Origin of the sequence: Sphingomonas jatrophae, from assembly GCF_900113315.1 — a bacterium.
Classification (GTDB): Bacteria; Pseudomonadota; Alphaproteobacteria; order Sphingomonadales; family Sphingomonadaceae; genus Sphingomonas_P; species Sphingomonas_P jatrophae.
Window position 1 is genome coordinate 481,598 of record NZ_FOZG01000002.1, and the last position, 22,039, is coordinate 503,636.

20 protein-coding genes are annotated in these 22,039 nt (G+C 68.3%); 9 read left to right on the plus strand and 11 right to left on the minus strand.

Going from position 1 to position 22,039, the window contains the following annotated elements:
* Positions 1–2 precede the first annotated feature (2 nt).
* Genes BM360_RS11545 through BM360_RS11580 form a run of 8 tightly spaced genes read left to right on the plus strand, consistent with a single transcriptional unit; the run spans position 3 to position 10,578 of the window.
* On the plus strand, positions 3–1,148 hold the full coding sequence (locus BM360_RS11545) for a glycosyltransferase (protein WP_093314771.1): 1,146 nt from the start codon (positions 3–5) through the stop codon (positions 1,146–1,148).
* The gene (locus tag BM360_RS11550) at positions 1,145–2,029 is read left to right on the plus strand and encodes a sulfotransferase (RefSeq protein WP_093314773.1); all 885 of its coding nucleotides are present in this window, start codon (positions 1,145–1,147) and stop codon (positions 2,027–2,029) included. Before BM360_RS11545 ends, BM360_RS11550 begins: the two co-directional genes overlap by 4 nt.
* Positions 2,026–2,724: an FkbM family methyltransferase gene (locus BM360_RS11555; protein WP_165611292.1), complete on the plus strand. Its 699-nt coding sequence runs from the start codon at positions 2,026–2,028 to the stop codon at positions 2,722–2,724. The genes BM360_RS11550 and BM360_RS11555 overlap by 4 nt, the downstream gene beginning before the upstream one ends.
* Positions 2,725–2,776: 52 nt before the next feature.
* The gene (locus BM360_RS11560; RefSeq protein WP_165611293.1) at positions 2,777–4,711 is read left to right on the plus strand and encodes an acyltransferase family protein; all 1,935 of its coding nucleotides are present in this window, start codon (positions 2,777–2,779) and stop codon (positions 4,709–4,711) included.
* The gene (locus BM360_RS11565; RefSeq protein ID WP_131819259.1) at positions 4,708–6,675 is read left to right on the plus strand and encodes an acyltransferase family protein; all 1,968 of its coding nucleotides are present in this window, start codon (positions 4,708–4,710) and stop codon (positions 6,673–6,675) included. The genes BM360_RS11560 and BM360_RS11565 overlap by 4 nt, the downstream gene beginning before the upstream one ends.
* The gene (locus tag BM360_RS11570; protein ID WP_093314781.1) at positions 6,672–8,270 is read left to right on the plus strand and encodes a hypothetical protein; all 1,599 of its coding nucleotides are present in this window, start codon (positions 6,672–6,674) and stop codon (positions 8,268–8,270) included. The genes BM360_RS11565 and BM360_RS11570 overlap by 4 nt, the downstream gene beginning before the upstream one ends.
* A 35-nt stretch (positions 8,271–8,305) precedes the next feature.
* Positions 8,306–9,301, plus strand: a complete 996-nt coding sequence (locus BM360_RS11575) for a GDP-mannose 4,6-dehydratase (RefSeq protein WP_093314783.1) — start codon at positions 8,306–8,308, stop codon at positions 9,299–9,301.
* Between the two features lie 8 nt (positions 9,302–9,309).
* Positions 9,310–10,578, plus strand: a complete 1,269-nt coding sequence (locus BM360_RS11580; RefSeq protein ID WP_093314785.1) for a nucleotide sugar dehydrogenase — start codon at positions 9,310–9,312, stop codon at positions 10,576–10,578.
* A gap of 3 nt (positions 10,579–10,581) precedes the next feature.
* Here the strand turns inward: BM360_RS11580 and BM360_RS11585 are convergent, their stop codons facing one another.
* The 3 genes from BM360_RS11585 to BM360_RS11595 all read right to left on the minus strand — a co-directional run bounded on the left by BM360_RS11585 (position 10,582) and on the right by BM360_RS11595 (position 12,888).
* Positions 10,582–11,496 (minus strand): glycosyltransferase family 2 protein, encoded by a 915-nt coding sequence (locus tag BM360_RS11585; RefSeq protein WP_165611294.1) that lies wholly within the window; start codon positions 11,494–11,496, stop codon positions 10,582–10,584.
* Positions 11,497–11,564: 68 nt separating this feature from the next.
* Complete coding sequence (locus BM360_RS11590) at positions 11,565–12,527, minus strand: J domain-containing protein (protein ID WP_165611295.1); 963 nt, start codon at positions 12,525–12,527, stop codon at positions 11,565–11,567.
* Between the two features lie 133 nt (positions 12,528–12,660).
* Positions 12,661–12,888 carry a hypothetical protein gene (locus BM360_RS11595; RefSeq protein WP_093314791.1) on the minus strand — a complete coding sequence of 76 codons (228 nt, stop codon included), beginning with the start codon at positions 12,886–12,888 and terminating at the stop codon, positions 12,661–12,663.
* A gap of 333 nt (positions 12,889–13,221) precedes the next feature.
* On the opposite strand from BM360_RS11595, the gene BM360_RS11600 reads away from it, so the two are divergent.
* Positions 13,222–14,451, plus strand: coding sequence for a tyrosine-type recombinase/integrase (locus BM360_RS11600; protein ID WP_093314793.1), 1,230 nt, complete (start codon positions 13,222–13,224; stop codon positions 14,449–14,451).
* A 45-nt stretch (positions 14,452–14,496) separates the two neighbouring features.
* Here the strand turns inward: BM360_RS11600 and arsH are convergent, their stop codons facing one another.
* From arsH to BM360_RS11640, 8 genes are read right to left on the minus strand one after another with little or no spacing between them, the layout of a single operon-like run.
* Positions 14,497–15,237: an arsenical resistance protein ArsH gene (gene arsH, locus BM360_RS11605; RefSeq protein ID WP_093314795.1), complete on the minus strand. Its 741-nt coding sequence runs from the start codon at positions 15,235–15,237 to the stop codon at positions 14,497–14,499.
* Complete coding sequence (gene arsN2 / locus BM360_RS11610) at positions 15,237–15,674, minus strand: arsenic resistance N-acetyltransferase ArsN2 (RefSeq protein WP_423228905.1); 438 nt, start codon at positions 15,672–15,674, stop codon at positions 15,237–15,239. The genes arsH and arsN2 overlap by 1 nt, the downstream gene beginning before the upstream one ends.
* Positions 15,671–15,997 carry a YnfA family protein gene (locus BM360_RS11615; protein ID WP_093314799.1) on the minus strand — a complete coding sequence of 109 codons (327 nt, stop codon included), beginning with the start codon at positions 15,995–15,997 and terminating at the stop codon, positions 15,671–15,673. Before BM360_RS11615 ends, arsN2 begins: the two co-directional genes overlap by 4 nt.
* A complete protein-coding gene (arsB, locus tag BM360_RS11620; RefSeq protein ID WP_423228906.1) occupies positions 15,997–17,064 on the minus strand; it encodes an ACR3 family arsenite efflux transporter in 1,068 nt (355 codons plus the stop codon). The genes BM360_RS11615 and arsB overlap by 1 nt, the downstream gene beginning before the upstream one ends.
* The gene (gene arsC, locus BM360_RS11625; protein WP_093314803.1) at positions 17,064–17,492 is read right to left on the minus strand and encodes an arsenate reductase (glutaredoxin); all 429 of its coding nucleotides are present in this window, start codon (positions 17,490–17,492) and stop codon (positions 17,064–17,066) included. The genes arsB and arsC overlap by 1 nt, the downstream gene beginning before the upstream one ends.
* Positions 17,493–17,506: 14 nt before the next feature.
* Positions 17,507–17,839, minus strand: a complete 333-nt coding sequence (locus tag BM360_RS11630) for an ArsR/SmtB family transcription factor (protein WP_093314805.1) — start codon at positions 17,837–17,839, stop codon at positions 17,507–17,509.
* A gap of 54 nt (positions 17,840–17,893) precedes the next feature.
* Complete coding sequence (locus BM360_RS11635; protein ID WP_093314807.1) at positions 17,894–18,814, minus strand: cation diffusion facilitator family transporter; 921 nt, start codon at positions 18,812–18,814, stop codon at positions 17,894–17,896.
* Positions 18,811–22,035, minus strand: coding sequence for an efflux RND transporter permease subunit (locus BM360_RS11640; RefSeq protein ID WP_093314809.1), 3,225 nt, complete (start codon positions 22,033–22,035; stop codon positions 18,811–18,813). The genes BM360_RS11635 and BM360_RS11640 overlap by 4 nt, the downstream gene beginning before the upstream one ends.
* Positions 22,036–22,039 lie beyond the last annotated feature (4 nt).

Sequence of the window (22,039 nt, forward strand, 5' to 3'; positions counted from 1 at the left end):
CCATGACAGCCCCCGATCCTGAAGATCGCAGCGCGCCGCTGAAGATCTGCGTTGCGGTCGCGCGCTTCTCGTTCACGGGCGTGCCGCTGGCGCAGATCCGTCTCGCCCGGGCGCTGGCGGCGCGCGGCCACGACGTGGAGCTGCTGTTCGGGGAGGCACCGCAGAGCGGATTGCCCGACATGGGCGGCGCCCGCCTGGTGATCCTCGGCTGCGCTTCGGTGCGGCAGATGGTGGGGCCGCTGTGCGCCTATCTGCGCCGGGCGCAGCCGGATGTGGTCTTCTCCTCGCAGGATCATCTGAACGGCGCGATGCTGCTCGCCGCGATCCTGACGCGCTCCAGGGCGAAGATCAGCGGCTCCTGCCGGGTGAACCCCTTCTACACCTATTCGAACCGGCCGTTCACCCGGAAGTGGCTGTTCCGGCAGGCGATGCGCGCGGTGATGTGGCGGGCGGACGCGCTGACCTGCGTGTCGACCGCGATGATCGACGAATATCGCGTCTTCTTCCGCGATCCGCCGCACGTCACCGTCCACAATCTGATCGACGACGCACCGTCGCGCGCGCGGATCGGCGAGCCGGTCGAGCATCCGTGGTTCACCGCCAAGGACCGGCCGATCGTCGTCACCGCCGGCACGCTGTCGCCGCGCAAGGGACATGGCGACCTGATCGCCGCCTTCGCCCGGCTGGTGGAGCAAAAGCGCGACATCCGCCTCGTCATCTTCGGCGAGGGCCCGTCGCGCACCGAGCTGGAGGCGCAGGTCGCCGCGCTCGGCATCGGGGATCGCGTCTCCATGCCCGGCAAGGTGGCCAATCCGCTGCGTTATTTCGCGCGTGCCGATGTGTTCGCGCTGACATCGCATTTCGAGGGGCTGCCCAACGTCCTGATCGAGGCGATGATGTGCGGGTGCAGCCTCGTCGCCACCGATTGCCCGAGCGGATCGTCCGAGGCGCTGGGCCACGGCCGCTATGGACGGGTGGTGCCGGTGGGCGACGTGCCGGCAATCGCCGATGCAATCGGGGCGCAGCTCGATCACCCGACCGATCCTGCGCTGCTGGAGGAGGGCGTTCGCCGGTTCGCCGAGGACACGGTGATCGAGCGCCACTTCGCCCTGCTCGGCCTGACCGGGCGCGAGCGGGTCGAAGCATGAGCGCGCTCGGCCCCGATTTCGTCTGCATCGGCCCGAAACGCTCGGCGACGACGTGGCTGGCCGACCAGCTGAAGCTGCACCGCGACATCTGGCTGCCGCCGATCCAGGAGCTCGGCTACCTCGACGGCGGCTTCGCGCAGCACCGCGGCAAGGCGTATCTGGCGATGCGGTGGACGCCGTGGGAGATCGCCAAGCGCGTCATCCGCAACAAGGGGCCGGGCATAGGCGCCGACCGCGCCTTCCTGCGCACCGCCCGCGCACTGGTCGAGGCGCCGGGCTTCGACGCGCAGGGCTATGCCGCGCTGTTCGCGCCCGCCGGTCGCCGCCTGTCGGGCGACATCTCGCCCATGTACGCCTCGATGACGGTGGCCGAGATCGAGCGCGCCGCCCCCGTGCTGGCGCAGGCACGCGTGCTCCTGCTGGCGCGCGATCCGGTGCAGCGTTTCTGGTCCGAACTGGCGATGCACGCGCGCAAGCGCAGCTTCGGTGCGGTGGATTACGGCTCGCTCGCCGTCGCGCGCAGCTTCTTCGATGAGCCGGCGCGCCGCCGCCAGCATCTGCTGAGCGACATCACCGCGCGCTGGCGCGAAGGCATCGGCGCCGAGCGGCTGGGCATCCTGTTCTTCGACGACATCGTCGCCGATCCCGCCGGATCGCTGCGCCGGATCGTCGCGGAGATCGGGGCCGACTGGTGCAAGCGACTGCCGGGCCTCGACCCCGGGCACAATCGCAAGCGGGACGCAGCACCCCTCACCGTCGCCCCCGAGGTGCGGCGCGCGGTCGCAGGCTGGTTCGCCGACGAGCTCGATCGCTGCGCCGACCTGTTCGGCGCGCACGGGGCGGCATGGCGCGCGCGGCACGCCGGACAGGTGGAGCGATGATCACGCGCAAACGGCTGGCCCATGCCCTGCGCAAGCGCTGGCGCAAGTTGACCGAGCCGCGGCGCGGCGACGACGTGCTGGTCGATCTGTCGCGGTTGGTGAAGCCGGCGATGATCTTCGATGTCGGCGCGAATATCGGCCAGTCCTCACAGAAGTTCGCGCGCCGCTTTCCATCCGCCGCGATCCACTGCTTCGAGCCCTCCGCGGCGAGCGCCCAGCGCATCCGCGAGCGGAAGCTGCGCGGGGTCGAGGTCCACGCGCTGGCGCTGGGCAGCGAGGCGGGCACCGCCACGCTGACGCTCGGCGCCGATCCGGCCACTTTCCGCATCGCGGACGGCGGCGACGAGGCGGTGGCCGTCGACACGATCGATGCCTTCTGCGCCACGCGATCCATCCAGCGGATCGATTTCGTCAAGATCGACACGGAAGGCCATGATCTCGAGGTGCTGAAGGGCGCGGCCGGGATGCTCGCCGCGCACCGCATCGCCGCGGTGCAGGTGGAAGCGGGCATGAACCCCGAGAACAAGCTGCACGTGCCGTTCGAGGCGCTGAAGGCCTATCTCGAGGGCCATGGCTATCGCCTGTTCGGCTTCTACGATCAGGCCAGCGAATGGCCGACGCGCCAGCCGCATCTGCGCCGCGCCAATCCGCTGTTCGTCAGCCCCGAGCTGTTCGCGCGGCCGGCGGCCCGCTGAGTTGATGATGCGGCGTGCCGATCCTAGGCTTTGCCGGCGGGGGGAAGGCACGATGGCGATGGCTGCGGGGGCTGCGGCCACACCGGCGTTCAGGGCGGACATCCAGGCGCTGCGCGGCGTCGCGGTGCTGCTCGTCCTTCTTTATCATACCGGCCTGGGCTGGGCGCCGCAGGGTTATCTCGGCGTCGACATGTTCTTCGTCGTCTCGGGCTTCCTGATCACCCGCATCGTCGCCCGGGATGTGGATGCCGGGCGCTTCACCTTTCGCGGCTTCTGGTTCCACCGTGCGCGGCGCATCCTGCCCGCCGCCTACGCCACGCTGCTGCTCACCGTCGTCGCAGCGGCCTTCCTGCTCACCACCGGCCAGCTCGTCGAGTTCCGCGATCAGGTGATCGGATCGGTGCTGTTCGTCGCCAACGTGACGCTGTGGCAGCAGACCGGCTACTTCGCGCGCGAGGCGTGGCAGACGCCGCTGCTGCACCTCTGGTCGCTGGCGATCGAGGAGCAATATTATCTGCTGCTGCCGCTTGCCGTGACGCTGCTGCGCGGGCGCGTGCGGATCATCGGCATCGCGCTGGCAACACTCGGATCGCTCGCGCTGTGCGCGCTGCTGGTGCAACGCAATCCGGCCGCCACCTTCTTCCTGCTGCCGACCCGCGCGTGGGAGCTGGGCATCGGCTCGCTCGGCGCGTTCGCGGCGGGCCATCCGCAGGCGCGCCGGCTTGCGGGCCTGCTGCTGTGGCCCGCGCTGGCGACATTGCTGGTGGTGCCGCTCATCCGCTCGGGCCTGCCGCATCCGGGGCCCGCCGCGCTGGCCGTCTGCCTCGCCACGCTCGCCATCATCCTCGCCGATTCCGCCGCGCTGAACCGCACGCCGCTGCTGCAGCCGTTGGTTCAGGTGGGCGACTTCTCCTACTCGCTCTACCTCGTCCATTGGCCGATCTTCGCCTTCGCCCGCATCATGTTCATGGAGCGGGAGCTGCCGACGCCCGTGATCGCGCTGGCAGTCGCGGCGTCCCTCGGGCTCGGCTATGCGCTGTTCCGGCTGGTGGAGACGCCGCTTCGCGCCCTGCCCCGCGCGGCCGCGCCGCGGCTGGCCGGCGGGCTTGTCGTGGCAGCGGCGGTGCTGGTGGCGGTGCCGGTCGGCCTTGTCGCGGTGCGCGGCAATGCCGATGCGCGGCTGCTGGTCGAGACGGAGGGGTTCAAGGGGTGCCTGCTGCGCCGCGGATCGGGCCTCGCCACCGGTTGCGCCCAGTCTCCCGCGCCCGAAATCCTGGTGTGGGGCGATTCCTATGGCGGCCACATCATCCCCGGGCTGGATGCGACGACGACGCGCCCGATCGAGCAGCAGACGCGCGCGATGTGCGGGCCGCTGGCGGGTGTGACCGAGCGGGGCGGCCTGGCGGAGCGCGGCAAGGCGCGCAGCTGCCTGACCTGGAACAACGCGGCGCTGACCGCGATCGGCCAGCGGCCGAGCGTGCAGGTGGTGGTGCTCGCCTCCCGCTGGGATCGCTTCCTCAACCCGGAGGCGGCGCTCGTGTCTCCCAAGGGCGCGCTCGACGTGCCGGCGGATGGCCGGGCGAGCGCCGTTCGTGATGCGATCCTCACCACCGCCACCCGGCTTCGCGCGCTCGGCAAGCGCGTGATCGTCATCGCCGCGCCGCCGACGTCGCGCTTCGACCAGGGCCTCTGCTGGGAGCGGCGGCACCAGAACAAGCCGACACTTGGCCCCTTTGCGGATTGCCGCCTGCGCCCCGACCTGCGCGCGCCGCTGGAAGCGCCCACCAACGCGATGCTGGCGCAGGTCGAGCGCGCCGGCACACCGGTCGTGTTCCTGGAACGTGGCATGTGCCCCGGCGGCGCCTGCGTCGGCACGCTGGATGGTCGCCCGCTCTATCGCGATGCCGGCCATCTGACGGTGCCGGGCTCGATCTTCGCAGGCCGCGCGAACGATCTCGGCCGGCAGGTGTGGGAGCGGGCGCGTTGAGCGAGGCGGCGGCGGGAGCGGTCAAGGCGCCTCAGACCGGCGGATGGGCCTGCTCGAGGGGGCACAAGGGCATGGAGGGCGCGGCGCGGCGGCTGCCCGTGATCGACGGGCTGCGCGCCTTTGCGGTGATCGCAGTCGTGCTGTTCCACGGCTTTCCGGGGATCGTGCGCGGTGGCTATATCGGCGTCGACGTCTTCTTCGTGATTTCCGGCTTCGTCATCGCGCTCCGCTATCTCCAGCCGATGGTGGCGGGGGAGATCGGCTTCGCCACCTTCTTCGCGCGGCGCATCCGCCGGCTGGTGCCGGCTTATTTCGCCATGCTGGTGGCTGCCACGCTGGTCGCCGCATGGGTGATGGCGCCGCGCGATCTGGTCAATTACGGCGCCAGCCTGCTCGGCCAGGCGCTCTATGCGCAGAACATCGTCTTCTGGGTGCAGGGCGATTATTTCGACGCTGCGCTCCGCAAGCCGCTGCTGCACACCTGGTCGCTGGGCGTGGAGGAGCAATTCTACCTATGCTTCCCGCTGCTGGTGATCGCGCTGCGGCGTTGGCCGCGACTGGCGGCGCTCGCCTGCATCCTCGTCGGGTTGCTGGCGCTTGGGCTTGGCGCCTATGTCGAGCGGATCAGCCCCAAGACCAGCTTCTACTGGCTGCCGTTCCGCACGTGGGAGTTCCTCGCCGGGATCGCCGTGGCACAGCTCTACACCCGCGGTGTCGCAGCCCGGATGCCGGCAGCGGTGGCGAGCCTCGGGGGCGTGCTGGCGATCGTCGGCCTGTTCGCGGCCGCCCTGCTGTTCGATGACGACACTGCCAGCATCCTGACGCAGGGCCTGCTCGCCGTCACTGCGACCGCGATCTTGTGCCTCGTGCAGGAGCGAATGGCCGACGCGGTGCGGGCCTGCTTCACCAATGCGGGGGCGCAGCATTTCGGACGCATCTCCTACAGCTGGTATCTGTGGCACTGGCCGCCGCTCGCCTTCGCCTTCCTGCTGTTCGGCCGGCCGGCGGCAGGGTGGGAAGCGGTGGCGCTGACGCTGCTCGGTTACGGCCTTGGCCTGTTGTCGTGGCGGCTGTTCGAGCGCGGCGCATCGCACGCGGCGTGGCTTGCGCGCCGGCGGCGGGCGGCCCTGCTACTGCTCGGCTTCCTGCTCTTCTCGGGCCTTGCCGGCTCTGCGCTCGTGGCAAGCCAGGGGTTGCTCCAGCGCTACCCGGCCGACGTCCAGCCGCTGCTCCGTGCGCAGATGGACCGGCCGGACGGGCGCTGCACCTTCGCTTCCCGGCTGCGTGAGTGGCGCGGACAGACCTGCCTCGTCAACGACGTCACCGGACCGGGTGGCATCCTGTTCATCGGCGATTCGCATGTCGAGATGCAGAAAGCCGCGCTCGCCCGGCTCGGCCGGCAGGCGGGCGTGCCCGTCTACATCACCAAGCAGAATTGCCGCATCGTCGATTACGGCGTGGATCGGAACTGCCGCTGGCCGGTGTGGAAAAGCGTTGCACGCGATATCCGCCGGCACCGCATCGCGCATGTCGTGGCAATCGCATTGTGGCCGGAGCCGTTCGATCGCGCCGCCTTCGATGCCGCAGTGGTGCGCCTGCTGACCACCGGTGCGCAGGTGACGCTTGAACGACCGACCCCGCACGCCGATCGCCTCGCGCCCGATCACTATCTGTCGCAGCCCGGCGCGTGGGGCGAGCGCAGCCGCTATCCGACGGCCGAACATGTGCGCCGCACGCAGGACGTGACTGCGGCGATGGCGGACTGGGCGGCACGCGACCCGCGCATCCGCGTCATTGATCCGACACCCCTGCTCTGCCCCGATGCGCGCTGCCGCTTCGCGCTGGCGGGCCGTCCGCTCTACTCGGACACGCACCACCTGACTGCCGCGGGCGTGGCGGCGATCGAACCGATCTATGCGACGCTTTTCGCTGCGGCCAGGCAGGCGCGGGAGGCCAGGCGATGAACGATGTCCGAGGCGCGAGCTTGGTGACGCGCGTGGCGACGCCGCTGCTCATCCTCGCCATCGCGGCGGCGCTGATCGTCCCGGCGCTGCGCCTGCACGCGAACGGCCTGTGGGCGGACGAGCTGTTCACCGCCTATTTCAGCGATCCGCGCGGAAGCTGGACCACCGCGCTGCTGCGCGCCGCGGAGGACGTGCATCCGCCGACCTATGCCATGCTGGTCCGCCTGCTCCGCCTGCTGACCGGCGGCGATGCGGCGAGCGTGGCGCGGGGCCTCGCCCTCGCCTGCTCGGCCGCCACGCTCGGCGTGCTGGCCTATGCGGTGCGGCGACGGGTGCGCGGGCTCGCGCTCCTCGCCACGCTGGCGACGGCGGCGCTGTCCGGCCCCTTCCTGTCGGTCGTCACCGAGGCGCGCGCCTATGCGCTCGCCGCCTTGCTGGTGACGATCGACATCGCTTTGATCCTGCCTTTGCTCAAACGGCGCGCCCGCCCGCACGCACCGCTGGCGGTGCTGCTGATCGTCGGTGGGTTGGTGCACAGCTATCTTGCGCTGCTCGGGCTCGCGCTCGCTTTCTATCTGGCGGTGATCGCGCCGACATGGCGTAGCCGGATCGGCTGGGGCGTGGTGGCGCTGCTGGTCGTCATGGCGGCGCAGCTGGTGGCGCGCTGGCAGGCACCGCACGTCGTGGTGGACGTGAACGGCGTCTGGTTCAGCGCCTCGCCGCTGGCGCTTGCCGATTATGTTGCGCAGGGGCTGATCCTCTCGCTGCTGTCGCCGCTCGGCCTCGTGGTGCTGCTGCTCGCCGCACTGTGCGTGCCGTGGCGGGCGGTGGCGGCGCAGGCCGCGATACCGCGTGCGGCACTCGCCACGCCGGCCGGGCTGGCCTGCTGCGCGATCGCGCTCACCGTCGCGGGCGCCGCCGCCTATTCGGTGATCGTCCTGCCGATCCTCAGCCGGCGGCTGTTTCTCGTGCTCGCCCCCTTCTTCTGGCTGCTGGCGGCGGAGGTGTTCCGGATCGCGCTGGCGCGGCCCCGTCCGCTCGCCACCGCCGCCTTGCTCGCGGCGGCCTTGCTCGGCGCGCTGCGTGTCGTGGATGCGGGGCAGCAGGCGGTCGAGCCGTTCCGCGAGAGTGCGCAGGCGATCCGCGCCATTCCGGCCTGCGCGAGCGCGCCGATCGCGGTCGGCGGGCTGGAGCAGCCTTATGTCCGCGGCAGCGAGGCCGCCTTGTTCTACGGCTATTACAGTCCGGGCACCGACCGGCTCGTGCCGCTTTCCCGCCGCGCGCCGGTGGAGACGATCGCCGCCCGCGCGCTCGCCATCCATGGGGCGAGCGCCTGCCCGGTGCTGCTCTGGTCCGTCCACATGCTGCGGCGAGACAAGGTGGAGGAGATTGCCGCTTTGATGCGCCGCAGCCCGCGCCTGCCACGTGGCCATCAGGTGGTGGTGCAATCCTTCGCCCCGCCGCGCACCGTCGCGTTTCTGCCGCAGCTCGGCCGCCGCTCGGGACGGGCGAACGGCTTCCTCATCCGGCTGATGCCTCCAGCCGGGACTGTTCCGGGCGCGAAAGCGCTTCCCTCACCCCCACCGGCCGGTTAACCGGCCGTCGGGGCAAAGCGGATGACACAACAGCCATGACGACGCTTATCACCGGGGTTGCCGGCTTCATCGGCATGCAGACCGCCGAGCGGATGCTGGCGCGCGGCGACACCGTGATCGGCATCGACGTCGTCAACGATTATTACTCGCCCCAGCTGAAGGAGGATCGCATCGCGCACCTCCAGCGGCACGGGGATCGCTTCACCCTGCTGCGCGTCGATTTCGCCGACATGGCCGCGCTCGACGAGGCGCTGAAGCCGCACGCGTTCGAGCGCATCATCCACCTGGGGGCGCAGGCGGGCGTGCGCTACTCGATCGAGAATCCGCACGCCTACGTCCAGTCGAACCTGGTCGGGCATCTCAACATGCTGGAGGTGGCGCGTCACCGCCGGGTCGAGCACCTCGTCTACGCGTCCAGCTCGTCCGTTTATGGCGGCAACACCACCCTGCCCTTCCGGGTCGAGGATCGCGTCGATCATCCGCTCTCGCTCTATGCCGCCACCAAGAAGGCGGACGAGCTGATGAGCGAGACCTATTCGCACCTTTACCGCCTGCCGCAGACGGGCTTGCGCTTCTTCACCGTCTACGGCCCGTGGGGCCGGCCCGACATGGCGATGTGGATCTTCACCAAGGCGATCCTCGCGGGCGAGACGCTGCCCGTCTATGGCGAGGGCCAGATGGAGCGGGACTTCACTTATATCGACGACATCGTCACGGGCGTCGTCGCCAGCCATGACAATCCGCCGCCTGACGACGGCGAGGAGAAAGCGGGCGGCAGCCACTCGCCCCACCGTCTCTACAATATCGGCAACAACAACAGCGAGCAGCTGAGCCGCATGATCGGCCTGATCGAGCAGGCGTGCGGGCGCGAGGCGGTGAAGACCTATCTGCCGATGCAGCCGGGGGACGTGCGCGCCACCTATGCCGACATCTCGGCGATCCAGCGCGATCTCGGTTTCGCGCCGACGACGCCGATCGACAAGGGCGTGCCCGCCTTCGTCGACTGGTACCGCGCCTACCACAAGCTCTGACCCGGACGATGGACCAGCCGCGGATCGTCGTCGTCGGGCTCGGCTATGTCGGGCTGCCGCTGGCCGTTGCCCTCGCGACGCGGTTCGAGACGACGGGCCTCGACATCGATCCCTCGCGCATCGCGGAGTTGCGCCGCCACCATGACCGCACCGGCGAGATCGACGCGGAACGGCTGGCGCAATCGACGCTGACGTTGTCGGGCGATGCCGCGGCAGTGGCCCCGGCCGACGTCTACATCGTCACGGTGCCGACGCCGGTGGACGCGAACAACCAGCCCGACCTGTCCATCGTCGAGAGCGCGTCGCGCATGGTCGCGGGGATGCTCGATGGCGGGCGCAAGCCGATCATCTGCTTCGAAAGCACCGTCTATCCCGGCGTCACCGAGGATGTGTGCGGGCCAATCCTGGCGGAAGTTTCGGGGCTCGTCCGCGGCGAGGATTTCTTCCTCGGCTACTCGCCCGAGCGGATCAATCCGGGCGACCGCGAACATACGATCGACCGCATCACCAAGGTCGTCGCCGGTGAGAACCCCGACGTGACGGACCGGCTGGCAGCACTTTACGGCGCGGTGACGAGCGGCGGCACCTACAAGGCGGCATCGATCCGCGTGGCGGAGGCGGCAAAGGTCATCGAGAATGCGCAGCGCGACATCAACATCGCCTTCATGAACGAGATCGCCCGCATCTTCTCGCTCATGGGCGTGTCCGTGTGGGACGTGCTGAAGGCCGCGGGGACGAAGTGGAACTTCCTGCCCTTCCAGCCAGGGCTGGTCGGCGGCCACTGCATCGGCGTCGATCCTTATTATCTCGCCCACTGCGCCACCGCGCTGGGCCATGATCCGGCGGTGATCCTGTCGGGCCGCGCGATCAACGACGGCATGGGTGACTGGGTGGCCGATCAGCTGGCGGCGCGGCTGGAGCCGGGGTCCGACGTGCTGGTGCTCGGCCTGACCTTCAAGGAAGACGTGCCGGACCTGCGCAACAGCAAGGTGGCGGACGTGATCGCCCGGCTGAAGGCGCGGGGGCACCGCGTCGATGTCGCCGATCCGCGCGCGAGTGCCGATGAGGCGTCGCACGAATATGGCCTGACGCTGATCGCCGAGCCTGCCGCCGCGGCCTATGATGCGGTGCTGGTCGCGGTGCCGCACGCGGAATATCGCGCACGCGGCGCGGCCGGTGCGGCGCATCACCTGCGGCCCGGCGGCACGCTGGCGGACCTGAAGGGCCTGTTCGCCGGACAGACGTTGCCAGACGGCGTCAACTACTGGGGGCTGTGAGGCTCAGCCCCGCTCAGCCTGCATCCAGGCGCGCAGCCGGTGCCGGAAGCGGACCGGCGACAGCCAGAAATAGACGAAGGCGAACAGCTGCTTGGCCGTCGGCGCGCCGTGCGCGAACGCCGTCTTCAGCAGCGGCCCGAAGGCCCGCCGCGTGCCCCGCGTCGCCGCCATCTGCGCCGCCACCGTCAGGCAATAGCCGCTGAAGCCGCGCGGGCTCATCAACCGTCGCAGCCGCCAGCCCCACGCAATGGAGCGTTGCCACGTATGCGTGCCGCTGAGCGAGGCGAGCGTATCCGGCGCATAATAGACGACCAGCGGCTCGGCCACGGTGACCAGCCGGTGGCCATGCTGCTTCACCGCGCGCAGCACGAACTCCCAATCCTCATGCTGCTTGGTGGTGAAGCGCAGGCGGCTGAACAGCGCCTTCGGCACCATCAGCGACGAGCTCTGGATGAAGCCCTCACCGGACCTGGTCCAGCTTTGCCGGTCGAACAGCCATTCGTCGAACGGCACCGCCTCGTCATAGACCTGCGTCGGGCGGATGAACGTGCCCGCCGCGCCGACCACCTGATATTGCGTCATGACGATGGCGGGCTCCGCCGGCGCCGCGGCAAGCTGCGCGGCGAGCTTGGTCGGCAGCCATTCGTCATCATCGTCGAGGAAGGCGACCCACGCCCCGCGCGCCGCATCCGCGCCGATGTTGCGCGCCTCGCCCGCGCCGCGCCGCCTGCCATTGTGGATCACGCGCAGCCGCTGGTCCGGAACGGCGCCGAGCGCCTCGTCGGTCGCCGGATCGTCCCCGTCGACGACGACGATCACCTCGAGATCCGCCATCGTCTGCGCCAGCACCGTGGCGACCGCACGGCAGACCGCTGCGGGCCGGCGGGCGGTTGGAATGACGACACTGACGACCGGCATGCGCGCCCCTCTCGCGACCGCGTTAGCCGAGCGCGGCGCCGGGCCCAAGCCGGCCGCCCGGTGGGTGCTCAGAAATCGCCGGCCTTGCCCGCGCTGCCCGTCTCCGCCAGCTTGCCCGGGCTGAGCGCGTCGCCCACCGCATCGGCCAGCTTCCAGCCGCGTTTTGCCAGGCCATGAAGCAATCGCTCGGTCGGGCTCCGCTCGGGCTTGGGCGGCCTGATCTGGCTGCGGATCTGATCCAGTCGCAGCGCGATCGTGTCCATGCTCGACAGGCGCGAGACGTAGAGGTGGGCGGCGCGATCGTGCCGGTCGACGAAATAGCCGGCATTGGCCGCCGCCTCCGCCGCCTGCCGGCCGACAAAGGCGGCCTGATCGAAGGCGACGCAGAAATCGAGCGCGTTCCATGTGCCCGCGTCTGCCGCCGTCCGGTGGCACCGCTCGCTGAACGCGCGCGCCTGGGCGGCCTGCCCGTCCGCGACCAGCCGGTGGAACGAGCCCGCCCCATCGGCGACCACCGCGCGCGACACGGGCGGCATCGCCCGTGCCTCGCGAGCGGTGGCGGCGTTCAGCTCGGCGACAGTGACGCGCGCCTCGCTGTCGCCATCATCCTCGCTGGCCACATGCGTCACCGCGCCACCGCCGGACAGCATCCGCTGCTGGATCTGCCACCCTGCGACAGCGGTGCCGAGCAACAGTGCCAGCACCGCAAAGCGTGCGGCATAGCGTCTGAACGGCGAGCGCCGGCGCCGGCGGACGACGAGCGCGGTGCTGCCTCCCCGCGACAGACTGAGCGCGCGGGCGGACACCGCCGCCCGCCGCTGCTCGGCCAGATCGGCGTCGTGCAGCGACCGCGCGGCGGGGTCGGACAGGCAGCGGAACGCCGCGTTGATCTCGGCCGTGCGCGCATGGGCGAGCGGCGAGCTGTTGCGATCCGGATGATAGCGACGGATCAGGAGAAGATAGCGCGCCTTGATCGCGTCCTCATCGGCCGAGGGAGCGACGCCAAGCACGTCGTAATAACTGGTCCGCACTCGTGCTCGCGCCCTCGATCCCCGGTACAGCACGCATCAACAGGGCCTTCGCCATCTGTCGCCATAGCTGCGCGGGGCGTGCGACTCCACCATTTCGGTTCAATGCCCGCAGAAAGTGCAGGGCGTGTTTGCGTCAGGAACGATCGGACGGCGTCTCTGTCGCAACCCGCATCGGGCACAGGCGGACCGGCACGGGCTCGGCCAGTGGACGCCAGCCAAGCCGCGCGATCACGTCGTTGCTGTCCGCCGGCCGCCGGCGTCGGCCCCGATCCAGTAACCTAGTGATGTGAAAGGTGCTGCCGTCGCTGCAATCAGTCATGGCGCCGATAAGGACCACCAGCGCCTGCACGCCCGCGGACATCAATCTCGCCGTGCGTCTCCCCTGCCTAAGGCGAGTGCTCGTCCGTGCCAGACCGCCGCGTGACAAGATCGCTGTCAACGGCTCCGCCAAAGAGGCGAAAGCGGCTACGACAACGTCTCGGGAGAAAATGGCGCGCCCGGAACGATTCGAACGTCCGACCCTCAGATTCGTAGGGCGATAAAGCGCCTTCCAGCAACGTCCCAGAATGTCTCTTTCTGGCGCGAAAACAACAACTTGCATGTTCCGCACGTTCCCTTTATGTTCTAGGGTATCAGCGCCCATTTGTTACCTAAGGTAACAGCATGGCGGCCGGAACAGACCAGGATCATAGCTATGCGCAGCAAAGCTGTAGGTCTCACGGATGCCAAGATCCGAGGCCTAAACCCGCCTTCATCCGGCCAAGTGGAACTACTCGATCAACTCGTTGGCGGGCTCCGCGTCCGCGTTGGCGCATCCGGCGGCAAGACCTTCATCCTACGTAAGCGCGTGGGAGGCTCTGTTCGGAACGTTACCCTCGGACGCTTCTCGGATGCGTTCACACTCGCCGACGCCCGCAAGAAGGCTCGATCGTTGCTGATCGACCTCGAGTCCGGGAAGGGGTTGCCCCAGCCGGCCAGTAGCACCGGTGGTGCTGTCGGACGCCTCACGTTCTCCGTGCTTTGGGGGCAGTATCTCGAGCGTGCTGTACGCGGCAAAAAGAAGAGCGCCTCCGAGATCGAGCGCATTGGCAAGAAGTTCATCCTCCCACGCTTCGGCGATCGGCTAGCCGACACGATCACCCGGTCGGAAGTGACCGCACTGGTAGAGGACATCACCTACCGAGATACGAACAACCCCACGCCAAGAGCGGGGCTGGGAGTGCATCAACAGCTGAGCTCGTTTTTCACTTGGGCCATGCCGAAGCTGGAAAAGCTACCAGCCAATCCCTGTCGTGATGCGGGACGCCCTCCCCTCCCCAAGGCTCGGGACCGCTTCCTTTCGGATGCTGAGATCCGCGTTTTCTGGCAGGCGTGCAACGCCATGGGCTGGCCGTTCGGCCCTGGCTTCAAGCTGCTCCTCTTAACCGGTCAACGTCGCGGAGAGGTGTTCGACGCAGCCCGTTCCGAGTTTGACGGCGACACCTGGGTCATCCCAGCCGCTCGAGCAAAGAACGGCAAAGCTCACATCGTGCCGCTTACGAAAGCCGCCAAGGCATTGATCGAAGACCTTCCGGTGATGGATGGCTCGAGCAAGCTCTTTCCCGTCGCAGGTAATCCCGACGCTTCGGTCAACGGCTTCAGCAAGGGGCATCCGCGCCTCCTCCGGGAGATGGCCAAGATCATGAAGGTAGACGCGGTGGATCACTTCATCCTGCATGATCTGCGACGCACGGTCGCAACAGGCATGCAGCGCCTCGGAGTACCTATGCCCGTTACCGAAGCCGTGCTGAACCACATCAGCGGCTCCCGATCAGGTATCGCCGGCGTCTACCAACGCTACGATTACCAGCGGGAGAAACGAGAGGCCCTGGAGAGCTGGAGCACCGAGGTCGAACGGATTGTGGGCGTGATTGGACCGACGTGACTGTTGCATTTTGAACGTTGAAGGCTGCGCCGACAGGCTTTGGGACTAATTGCCTGTTGCCAGGCTCGCCAGATCGGTAGCCGATACGACTGGCAAGCCATCCGCCCTACGCTCTGAGTAGCGGTCGACGAGTTGAACTGCATGCGGCCGCATTAGCACTGTGAACCGCACCAGCTCCTCCATCACGTCAACGATGCGATCGTAGCAGCTCGACGGCTTCATGCGGCCGGCGTCGTCGAACTCCTTCCACGCCATCGCGACCGAGCTTTGATTGGGGATCGTGAACATCCGCATCCATCGGCCGAGCAGGCGTAGCGTGTTGACCGCGTTGAACGACTGCGAGCCGCCCGACACCTGCATGACGGCGAGCGTGCGTCCCTGCGTGGGCCGCATTCCGCCCATCTCCAGCGGCAGATGGTCTATTTGAGCCTTCATCAGCCCGGTAATCTGACCGTGGCGTTCGGGCGAGCACCATACATGCCCTTCCGACCACATCGACAGCTCGCGGAGCTCGCGCACGGCCGGGTGATCGTCGCCTTGGACCTGATCGGGCAGCGGCAGGGTGGACGGATCGAAAATCCGGGTCTCCGCGCCGAATAGGCGCAGCAGGCGGGCGGCTTCCTCGACGGCGAGGCGCGAGAACGACCGTTCGCGCAACGATCCATAGAGGAGCAGGATGCGCGGTGCGGGATCGGCCGCGCCCAGCCCCAGCGCGGGCCGCTCGCGCACATAGTCGCGATCGAGCGCGGGCAGGCTGTCGGGATCGGGAAGCTGGCGCAGCGGCATCAAAGGGCTTTCACGAGATAGGCGGCCGAGGCCGGGCAAAGCGCGGTGAACTCGCGCGAGCCGGCGATCGCCGCAGGAGCCGCGACGCGATCGGCGTCGGCGTAGCCGTTGGCGCGGAAGAACGGCGCTGCCGTGGTGGTGAGGAGGTGGAGCCGCTGGACGCGCATGACGCGCGCGACGTTCTCTAGCAGGGCGAGGACGGCGCGACCGAGCCCGTCGCCGCGCCGATCGGCGACGATCAGGAGCGAGCGGAGCAGCCGATTGGCCCTGTCGCCTTCGAGACCGCCATAGCCGACCAAGCCCGCGTCATCATCAAACCGGAAGAATGCGCGGCCCGGTTCGGCCAGATCGGCGACGGGTAGGTCCGCGGCGGCGAGCGCGTCGCGCAGCGCGCCGAAGTCGCCGACATCGAGCCGGTGTACGCGCAATCCCGTCACGCAGCTCGCGGCCCGAGCAGGATGACGCAGGTGCCGAGAAGGCAGAGCGCCGCGCCGCCCAAATCCCAGCGATCGGGCCTCACCCCCTCAACCGCCCACAGCCAGCAAAGCGACGCACAGATATAGATACCGCCATAGGCGGCGTAGGCGCGTCCGGCCGCAGCGGCATCGACGCGGGTGAGCAGCCAGGCGAAAAGGACCAGCGACAACACGCCCGGCATCAGCCAAGCGGGCGACTTGCCGACCCGCAGCCACGCCCAGAAGGCGAAGCAGCCGGCTATCTCGGCGAGCGCGGCTCCCGCATAAACCAGCGCCGTCAGCATCAGGCGACGGCTCCTCGCTCATACCAGCCGCGCGAGCGCTTCACGATCGAGACGACCGAGAGCATCACGGGAACCTCGACCAGCACGCCCACCACCGTCGCGAGCGCTGCGCCGGAGTTTAGGCCAAACAGCGATATGGCGGCTGCTACCGCCAACTCGAAGAAGTTGGACGCGCCGATCAGCGCGGCAGGCGCGGCGACGCACCACGCCACTCCGAAGCGGCGAGACAGCCAGTAGGCGAGGCCGGCGTTGAGGTAGACCTGAATGAGAATGGGGACAGCCAACAGCGCGATGACCAGCGGCTGCGAAAGGATCTGTTCGCCCTGGAAGCCGAACAGCAGCACCAGCGTCGCCAGCAGCGCCATCAGCGACATCGGGCTGAGCCGGGCGAGCAGCCGATCCAGCGCGGGTTGTCCGCCACCCGCCAACAGCCCGCGCCGGATCGCTTGCGCGACGATTACCGGCACGACGATGTAGAGCGCGACCGAGAGCAACAGGGTGTTCCACGGCACAGTAACCGAGGCAACGCCGAGCAGCAGCGCAACGAGTGGCGCGAACAGGAACACCATTAGCACGTCGTTCAGGGCGACTTGGGAGAGCGTATAGGTCGGCTCGCCATCGCAGAGGTTCGACCAGACGAACACCATCGCCGTGCAGGGCGCGGCGGCAAGCAGGATCAGTCCGGCGATGTAGGACGGCCCTTCTCCGGCCGGCAGCAGCGGGGCGAACAGCCCGCCGATGAAGATGCTTCCCAACGCCGCCATCGAGAATGGCTTGACCGCCCAATTGATGAACAGGGTGACGCCCACCCCTTTCCAGTGCTGGCGCACCGACCCGAGCGCCCGAAAGTCGATCTTGAGCAGCATGGGGACGATCATCAGCCAGATCAGCACGGCAACGATCAGGTTGACGCGGGCGACCTCGGCCGCGGCGATCGAGGCGAACAGGCCCGGCAGGGCATAGCCGAGAGCGATGCCGGTGACGATGCAGAGCGCCACCCACAGCGTCAGGTAACGCTCGAACGCCCCCATACCGGGGCGGACCTGTTCGGAGGCGAGCGTCGCCATCAGGCGACCCGCGCGCCCGAGGCATTCACGACCAGCTCACCATCCTCCTTCGCGAACGCGCCGCGTTGTGCTTCGGGCAGCAGATTGAGCACCGCTTCCGAGGGCCGGCAGAGCTTCACGCCGAGCGGCGACACGACCAGCGGCCGGTTGATGAGGACCGGATGCGCCATCATCGCGTCCACCAGCGCGTCGTCGGAAAGCGACGTCTCGCCGAGCCCCAGCTCGGCATAGGGCGTCCCCTTCTCCCGCAGCAGATCGCGCGGCGTGGTTCCGGCACGGTCGATCAACTCGACCAGCAGCGCGCGCGAGGGCGGGGTTTGCAGATACTCGACCACATGAGGCTCGATCCCGGCGTTGCGGATCAGCCCCAGCACGTTGCGCGACGTGCCGCACTCGGGGTTGTGGTAGATGATTATGTCGACGGCCATGGCGCGGCTTCCTTTCAGCAGCAGGGAGCGAGTTCGGCGACGAGCGGCGCGCACAGCTCAGCCGACCCCTCGCAGCAGTCCTTGACCAGGAACAGCATCACGGCGCGCAACCCGTCGAGATCGGCGCGGTAGATGATCGAGCGGCTATGCCGCTCCGCGCGGACTAGGCCGGCGCGGGCGAGAATGCCGAGGTGCGCCGACATGGTGTTCTGCGGCACCTCCAGTTGACGAGCTATCTCGCCAGCGGCGAGGCCGTCCGGTTCATGCCGGACCAGCAGCCGGAACCCGTCGAGACGCGTCCCCTGCGCCAAGGCGCCCAAGGCTGTGATCGCCGACTCGTTTTCCATATATCCAGCTTAGCAGATATATAGGAGGGTGCCAGCCTGAATGCTGCCTCGGCGTCAAACGACAATGTCGGGCTCAAGCCTGCATGGTGTGTCCTTGTCCGTTTCGATCTGCACGGTCGCATGATCGATCCCAAACCGGTCGTGCAGGGCTGACGCAAGGTCGGTCGTGTAGGCATCGCCGGGGTAGCCCGCCGGGATTAGCAGGTGAACGGTCAGCGCGGTTTCGGTCGTGCTCAGCGGCCAAACGTGCAGGTCGTGGATGGCCGACACGCCGGGCCATTGTCGGAGGAAGTCGGCCACTTCGTCCCTGTCAAGCCCGGGCGGGGTCGCCTGCAGCGACATGTTGACCGAGTCCCGGAGCAACCCCCAGGTGCCGAACGCGATCACGGCGACGATGACGAGGCTCGTCACCGGGTCCAGCCAGGTCCAGCCGGTCCGCGAGATGATGAAGCCCGCCACCACTACGCCGGCCGATACCGCGGCGTCAGCCGCCATATGGAGGAAGGCACCCCGCACGTTGAGGTCGCCTTTGCGCCCGCTGGCAAACAGCCAAGCCGTGACGCCGTTGACCACGATACCGATTCCGGCGACGACCATGACGGTCGTGCCGGCGACGGGCGCGGGTTCGCTGAAGCGGCGGATCGCCTCAACCGCGATCACCGCGATCGCGACGAGCAGCAGCAGCGCGTTGAGAAACGCCGCCAGAATGGACGAGCTACGCAGCCCATAGGTGTAGCGGGCAGTGGGAGACCGCTTCGCCAGCGACGCCGCGCCCCAGGCAATCACCAGCCCGAGCACGTCGGACAGGTTGTGGCCCGCGTCAGCAAGCAGCGCCATCGAGCCGGCCAAGATACCGTAAACCGCCTCGACGATGACGAACCCGATGTTGAGCGCGGTGCCGATGGCGAAGGCGCGCCCGAAGGAGGTCGGGGCATGGCTATGGCCATGCCCCCCATGATCGTGATCGTGGCTCATGCGTGTACCTCCGCCGGCACGGTGCCCGCTTCGTCAGGATCATCCGCTGCCGGACGCCACCCGCCGAAGCGGGCGTAAAGCGTCGGCAGAACGAACAGCGTCAAAAGCGTCGCCGAGATCAGACCGCCGATCACGACAGTCGCGAGCGGCTTCTGGACCTCGGCACCGGCCCCATGACCCAAGGCCATCGGCACGAAGCCGAGGCTGGCCACCAACGCGGTCATCGCGACAGGGCGCAGCCGAAGCAGTGCCCCTTCCCGTGCGGCGCGCGCTCGCTCCATCCCCTCGCGCATCAGGTCATGGATGGAAGATACCATCACGAGCCCGTTGAGCACTGCCACGCCGGACAGGGCGATGAAGCCCACCGCGGCCGAGATCGAAAAGGGTAGCCCGCGAAGCAGCAGCGCCAGGATGCCGCCAACCAAGGCCAGCGGTACGCCGGTGAAGACCAACGCCGCATCGCGTACCGACCCGAGCGCACCATAGAGCAGCAGCATGATGACGGCGAAACACACCGGCACCACGATCGTCAGGCGGGCGCGAGCGCTCGCCAGATTCTCGAACTGGCCACCCCAGGTGAGATAGGTGCCGGCCGGCAAGGCGACCTGCTGCGCTATCTTCGCCTGTGCCTCCTCGACGACGCCGGCGACGTCTCTCCCACGCACATTGGCCTGGACGACGACGCGGCGCTTGCCGTTCTCGCGGCTGATCTGGTTGGGGCCGTCGCCGAGCCCGATGTCCGCTACACTCGCCAGCGGCACGAACGATCCGCTCGCGGTTGGCACCGGGATCTGCCCCAAGGTTTGCAGATCGGCGCGCGCCGTCTCGCCGAGACGGATCACGACCGGGAAGCGGGCATCGCCCTCGAAGATCACGCCGGCCTGTTTGCCGCCCACGGTCGCGGCAACCACGTCCTGGACGTCGCCGGCCGAGACGCCGACCCGCGCCATCGCGTCTCGGTTGGGACGGATGTCGAGAAGCGGCAGCCCTTCAGTCTGTTCGACCCGGACATCCGCCGCCCCAGGCACCTTCCGCATGACGTCGGCGATCTGCATCGCGGTTGCGTTCATGGTCGCGAAGTCGTCGCCGAATACCTTCACCGCGATGTCGCCGCGCACGCCGGCGATCAGCTCGTTGAAGCGCATCTGAATCGGCTGCGTAATCTCGTAGCCGTTCCCCGGAATGGTCGAGACCTTCTTTTCGATGCGCTCGACCAGCTCTTCCTTGGGCAAGCTTGGGTCCGGCCATTCCTTGCGCGGCTTCAGCATCACGAACGTATCGGTTGCGTTGGGCGGCATGGGATCGCTGGCGATCTCCGAGGTGCCGGTCCGTGAGAAGGCATATTGCACCTCGGGCTCGCGACTGATCGTCTTCTCCACCGCGAACTGCATGCGCTGGCTCTGCTCGACCGAGGTGCCGGGCGGGCGCCAGGCCTGGACGAGAATGTCACCCTCATCGAGTTGCGGCAGGAACTCCTGTCCCAGCGTCGTGAAGGCGAGCGCCGCCAGCACCACACTGGCCAGCGCGCCGCTTATGGTGATGCTCGGACGCCGCATGGCCGCGTCGAGACCCGGTTCGTAGCGCCGCTTGAGCCACGCAACGATCCGGCTCTCCTTCTCCTCGACCTTGCCGGCCAGGAAGGCGGCGATGGCAGCCGGCACGAAGGTCAGCGACAGCACAAAGGCGAAGATGAGCGCGATGATGACGGTGAGCGCCATCGGCTCGAACATCTTGCCCTCCACGCCCGCGAAGGTCAGCAGCGGCGCGTAGACGAGAATGATAATGGCCTGTCCGTAGACCGAGGGCCGGATCATCTCCCGCGCCGAGGCCGCCACGATCGCCAAGCGTTCCTTCAGCGGCAGGATGCCCCCGGTCTCGTGCTGGCGAGCGCCGAGGTGACGCAGCGCGTTCTCGACGATGATGACCGCGCCATCGACAATCAGACCGAAGTCGAGCGCGCCGAGGCTCATCAGGTTGGCTGACACCCCGGCCTTAAGCATCCCCGTGGCCGTGAGCAGCATGGTGATCGGGATGACCAAAGCCGCGATCAGCGCCGCCCGGAAGTTGCCGAGCAGAGCGAACAGCACGACGATGACCAGCACCGCCCCTTCCGCGAGATTGCGGGCCACCGTGGCGATCGTGGAGTTCACGAGCGCGGTCCGGTCGAGGACCGGCTTGACCACGACGTCGGCCGGCAGCGACCCGCTAATGGCTTTGAGGCGCTCGCCGACATCGGTCGCGACGGTGCGGCTGTTTTCGCCGATCCGCATGACCGCCGTGCCGACCACGACCTCATGGCCGTTCTCGGAGGCGGAGCCGGTGCGGAGGCCCTGCCCTGCCTTGACGGTCGCCACCTGACTGAGAACGACAGGCACGCCCTCCCGTGTGGCAACGACGGTGCGAGACAGCTCGTCGGCGGTGCGAACGCGGGCGTCCGAGCGGACGAACAGGCCCTCACCGTTGCGATCGACGGTGCCCGCACCGATGCTGGTGTTGCTGCGCTCGAGCGCGGTGGCGAGATCCTGGACGGTGAGCCGCATCGAGGCGAGCCGCTGGAGATCCGGGATGACCAGATATTCGCGGTCGAAGCCGCCGAGCGAGTCCACGCCGGCGACTCCCTCCGTACCGCGGAGCTGCGGCGCCACCATCCACTCCTGGACCGTGTGAAGGTAGGTCGCCTTGTCGCGTTCGCTGACAAGATGCTCGCCTTCGGGCGTGATGTAGCTGCCATCACGTTGGAGGCCCGGTTCACCGTCGCGGTGTTTGACCCGATTGAGTTCCTGGTACTCGACGGTCCACATGAAGATGTCGCCGAGGCCGGTGGCGATCGGACCCATTTCCGGCATCACGCCTTGCGGTAGCCGCTCCTCGGCCATGCGCATCCGCTCCGCCACCTGTTGGCGGGCGAAATAGATGTCGGTCGCATCGGTGAAGACCGCCGTGATCTGGGCGAACCCGTTGCGATTGAGCGACCGGGTATAAGCCAGCCCAGGAATGCCCTTGAGCGAGGTTTCGATGGTGAAGGAGACCTGTCGCTCGATCTGATCGGGCGACAGCGACGGCGCCAGGACATTCACCTGGACCTGGTTGTTGGTGATGTCGGGTACGGCATCGATGGGAAGGCGCTGGAGGGCGAAGATACCGCCAAGCGCGGCGACGAGGGTGAGCAGCAGGACAAGCCAGCGCCGCTCGACCGAGAAGGTGACGAGGCGGGAGATCATGGGC

Excerpts from the sequence above, each read along its gene's own strand:
- arsC (WP_093314803.1), bottom strand. The coding sequence starts at position 17,492 with ATGGCCGTCGACATAATCATCTACCACAACCCCGAGTGCGGCACGTCG.
- BM360_RS11585 (WP_165611294.1), bottom strand. The coding sequence starts at position 11,496 with ATGCCGGTCGTCAGTGTCGTCATTCCAACCGCCCGCCGGCCCGCAGCG.
- arsB (WP_423228906.1), bottom strand. The coding sequence starts at position 17,064 with ATGGCGACGCTCGCCTCCGAACAGGTCCGCCCCGGTATGGGGGCGTTC.
- BM360_RS11615 (WP_093314799.1), bottom strand. The coding sequence starts at position 15,997 with ATGCTGACGGCGCTGGTTTATGCGGGAGCCGCGCTCGCCGAGATAGCC.
- BM360_RS11580 (WP_093314785.1), top strand. The coding sequence starts at position 9,310 with ATGGACCAGCCGCGGATCGTCGTCGTCGGGCTCGGCTATGTCGGGCTG.
- BM360_RS11570 (WP_093314781.1), top strand. The coding sequence starts at position 6,672 with ATGAACGATGTCCGAGGCGCGAGCTTGGTGACGCGCGTGGCGACGCCG.
- BM360_RS11640 (WP_093314809.1), bottom strand. The coding sequence starts at position 22,035 with ATGATCTCCCGCCTCGTCACCTTCTCGGTCGAGCGGCGCTGGCTTGTC.
- BM360_RS11555 (WP_165611292.1), top strand. The coding sequence starts at position 2,026 with ATGATCACGCGCAAACGGCTGGCCCATGCCCTGCGCAAGCGCTGGCGC.
- BM360_RS11545 (WP_093314771.1), top strand. The coding sequence starts at position 3 with ATGACAGCCCCCGATCCTGAAGATCGCAGCGCGCCGCTGAAGATCTGC.
- BM360_RS11600 (WP_093314793.1), top strand. The coding sequence starts at position 13,222 with ATGCGCAGCAAAGCTGTAGGTCTCACGGATGCCAAGATCCGAGGCCTA.
- arsH (WP_093314795.1), bottom strand. The coding sequence starts at position 15,237 with ATGCCGCTGCGCCAGCTTCCCGATCCCGACAGCCTGCCCGCGCTCGAT.
- BM360_RS11560 (WP_165611293.1), top strand. The coding sequence starts at position 2,777 with ATGGCGATGGCTGCGGGGGCTGCGGCCACACCGGCGTTCAGGGCGGAC.
- BM360_RS11630 (WP_093314805.1), bottom strand. The coding sequence starts at position 17,839 with ATGGAAAACGAGTCGGCGATCACAGCCTTGGGCGCCTTGGCGCAGGGG.
- BM360_RS11595 (WP_093314791.1), bottom strand. The coding sequence starts at position 12,888 with ATGTCCGCGGGCGTGCAGGCGCTGGTGGTCCTTATCGGCGCCATGACT.
- BM360_RS11575 (WP_093314783.1), top strand. The coding sequence starts at position 8,306 with ATGACGACGCTTATCACCGGGGTTGCCGGCTTCATCGGCATGCAGACC.
- BM360_RS11550 (WP_093314773.1), top strand. The coding sequence starts at position 1,145 with ATGAGCGCGCTCGGCCCCGATTTCGTCTGCATCGGCCCGAAACGCTCG.
- BM360_RS11635 (WP_093314807.1), bottom strand. The coding sequence starts at position 18,814 with ATGAGCCACGATCACGATCATGGGGGGCATGGCCATAGCCATGCCCCG.